A 3051-nucleotide genomic window follows, 5' to 3' on the forward strand; every position below is an offset into this window, starting at 1 on the left:
AGATGAAAAGCAGGATCGTCCGTATTGGGATGAATTTTTAATCCAGCCTGAGCCATTTGACGAATTGGGTGTTCTTGAGCCCATGAATCGGTGCTCAAGATTCGGAGATAGTAGCTGTTTGTCGGGACCACCGTGATCAAAATTCCTTGATCAATGCAACGTGAGACAAGGGCGGGATTGTCGAGGACAGTGTAGGCATGATCGAGCCGATCAACTCCCAGAACATTCATTGCGGTTTCCACGTTCTTCCAGGATGTGCCAAATTCTCCGGCATGAGCGGTTGTCTTCAAGCCTGCTTTTTTTGCCAATGCGTAGGCATCAGAAAATTTTTCAGGCGGATTGTTGATTTCGTTGTAATCCATTCCGATGCCCACAACGGCAGGGTGACGGTGAGCGCACATCAACTCTACCATTTCGAGACCTGCGGATGCAGAGGCCTCACGATCGATACTGGAGATGAGTAAGCTGGTGATCCCGAAATCCGTTTCAGCCTCGTTCATGCCCAAAAGAATGGCGTTCTGCAATTCGCTGTAAGAGCGATCAGTCGCTGCTAGTATGCCTGTCGGGTTCCAGAAAAACTCTGCATGTCGAACCTGTTGACGGGAGGCGTCTTCCAGGTATTCATAGGTGATTCGACGTAGGTCATCAGGGTCTTGGAGAAGGTGATTTTCCAACTCACGGAAAATGTGTAGGACTCCAACCGGCTTCTCACCACGGACGTAAAAAGCATCAATTTCAGCATCTGTGGTGCGGGCGCCATTCTTACGAGCCAGTTCCTTCATGGTCTCCTTGCGGATGGTACCAAGGAGATGACAATGCAACTCGATCTTGGGGATTCGCTGCAAAAATTCATTGAAAGTCGAGTTTGCTTCGCTCATTGGTTTTGTCTCTGTTTCAGGGCTTTCATACAGATTTGCAGCGCAATCTTGGGGTCAATTCCGGTTCCAATCGAAGCATTCGGAGGCTGCACAAAGTTGAACTCTGTCTTACCGTATCGAGAATCGTTCTCAGTGTGTACGGATAGGTTGACTCGCTCAAACTTGATTAGAGACTGCTGGACAACTGCCACCGCAGCAATCGGATCGTAGATTGCCATCCGCTCTCGTTCTCGGGAAAGGGCGATATCGAGGTAGCCTCCCAGTAAGTCTGCCAAAAGACCGTCCTCCAAAACTGGCACATCAACTGGACCAAATGTGACTTGGCGGCAGATCTCCAGATCAACCACCCGCAGTGGTGCACCATGCTGAAGGACAGTGGCGAGGGCGTCTGCATCAGCAAAGGCATTGTATTCGGCGTGCTTGGTGTGGTTGCCTCTGGCCCGACTGCCACCCATCCAAGTTAGAGTCCTTAACCTCTGCAGCTTGTCCGGAAAGCTTTGGTAGGCGAGAGCGAGGTTCGTGAGTGGGCCAATGGCAAGCAAATCTTTAGTGCCTTCGGAATCCAGCCAGTTTGCCAAAGCTGGTAGCGCTTCCTGGACGGATGGTGCTGGAACCAAGGGCAAGAATTGTCCTCGGCTGCGCATACCCTTTGGTCCTAGAATTCTTTCTGCAGTCTCTAAGGGACGGGACAACGGACCATCTGCACCACTGAAGATTGGCCAGGAGAAGCCAAAATGGTGGATCGCACCGAAAGCGTTGGCACAGACTTGCTCCAGTTGGGAATTGCCTGCCACGAGGGACACGCCATCAATGGCAACGCCCTCCGCTCCAAGGACAAGCAAGGCCCATAAGTCGTCAAATCCAAAGTCGGTATCGACCCAAAGTCCCATCAGTGAGATCCCTTGATTTGGTGTCCATACTGCTCGGGTAGGTCAAAAGCTAGGGTGGCTCCTATTGGATAAGGGGTATTTCCGGCTGGAGTGGAAGCTGTGATCCGACCTAGGGGGGAGGTGATGACGTATTCCCACATCTCACCTGCGAAAGATACCCCAGCAACCGTCCCATGGAAGGGGCCACTTCCTAAGCTGACACCACTAGGACGCCAGGCTAAAGATCCAGATGGAGCGTTGTATCCACTGATCTTGCTGCCGTCCCTGCCAATCAAGTCTCCCTCACGAACTTCGAAAATGTTCTCAAAGCCCATGAAATCGGCAGCAAAGACAGTACTGGGATGGTTGTAGAGTTCAGTTGGAGTGCCCATCTGTTCGATCAAACCGTCCTTCATCAGGACGACTCGGTCAGCTAGCGCAAGAGCCTCCCCTTGGTCATGAGTGACAAAGACCATGGTGATGCCGCTGTTGCGTTGCAGGCGCTGCAATTCAGACCGCATGTCCAACCGCAAACGAGCATCCAGATTCGAAAGTGGCTCATCAAGCAACATGACCTTGGGTTCCAGAACAAGAGATCTAGCTAAGGAAAGCCTTTGTTGCTGGCCACCGGAGAGCTCGCTCGGTTTACGATTGGCAAATTCGCCAAGTTCGACGGTATCGAGACTTTGTTCCACTCGTTTCTTGATCTCACCATTTGAAACTTTTCTGAGTCGCAGGCCAAAGGCTACATTTTCAAAGGCAGAAAGATGCGGAAACAACGCGTAGGACTGAAACACCAACCCAACGCCACGTTTATTGGCTGGGACTTTGGTGACGTCAGTCCCATCAATCTCGATTGACCCCGAGCGAGGAGACAATAGACCTGCGATGGCTCTCATCGTGGTGGTTTTGCCACATCCTGAGGGTCCAAGAAGAGTGATCAGCTCTCCTTTGCGGATGTTCAGGCTGAGTTTGGACACAGCGACCGTGTTCCCATAAGCAAGCGTCAGATTTTTCAGGCAAATAAAGGACTCAGACATAGCGAGAAAAGCCCAAGAATTTTTCAGCGAGGAAAATGATCCCCACGGACATGATTGCGAGCAACGCAGAGAGGGCTGCGACTGAAGGGTCGTAAGTAATTTCCATATAGGCCAGCATATCAATTGGCAGTGTGCGTACCCCTGGGCCGGAAAGAAACAATGAAACAGGTACCTGATTAAAGCTGGTGACGAATCCCAAAATGAAAGCCGCTAGGACTCCTCCGCGAATATTGGGCAGCACTACTTTAACGAAAGCTCCCAATC

General features: G+C 51.2%; 4 protein-coding genes. All 4 read right to left on the bottom strand.

Features of this window, described 5'->3' with window-relative positions:
* The coding region (locus P8O70_16090; GenBank protein ID MDG2198363.1) for an adenosine deaminase at positions 1 to 878 on the bottom strand (878 nt) is incomplete at its 3' end.
* A complete protein-coding gene (locus P8O70_16095; GenBank protein MDG2198364.1) occupies positions 875 to 1768 on the bottom strand; it encodes a nucleoside hydrolase in 894 nt (297 codons plus the stop codon). The genes P8O70_16095 and P8O70_16090, both read right to left, overlap by 4 nt.
* On the bottom strand, positions 1768 to 2787 hold the full coding sequence (locus tag P8O70_16100; protein ID MDG2198365.1) for an ABC transporter ATP-binding protein: 1020 nt from the start codon (positions 2785 to 2787) through the stop codon (positions 1768 to 1770). Before P8O70_16100 ends, P8O70_16095 begins: the two co-directional genes overlap by 1 nt.
* Positions 2780 to 3051 (bottom strand): ABC transporter permease (locus tag P8O70_16105; GenBank protein ID MDG2198366.1); only part of this gene is annotated, 272 nt, incomplete at its 5' end. The genes P8O70_16100 and P8O70_16105, both read right to left, overlap by 8 nt.

The sequence above is a fragment of the SAR324 cluster bacterium genome, from assembly GCA_029245725.1.
Classification (GTDB): domain Bacteria; phylum SAR324; class SAR324; order SAR324; family NAC60-12; genus JCVI-SCAAA005.

Coding starts and splice junctions, on each gene's coding strand:
- P8O70_16095 (MDG2198364.1), bottom strand. CDS start 1,768: ATGGGACTTTGGGTCGATACCGACTTTGGATTTGACGACTTATGGGCC.
- P8O70_16100 (MDG2198365.1), bottom strand. CDS start 2,787: ATGTCTGAGTCCTTTATTTGCCTGAAAAATCTGACGCTTGCTTATGGG.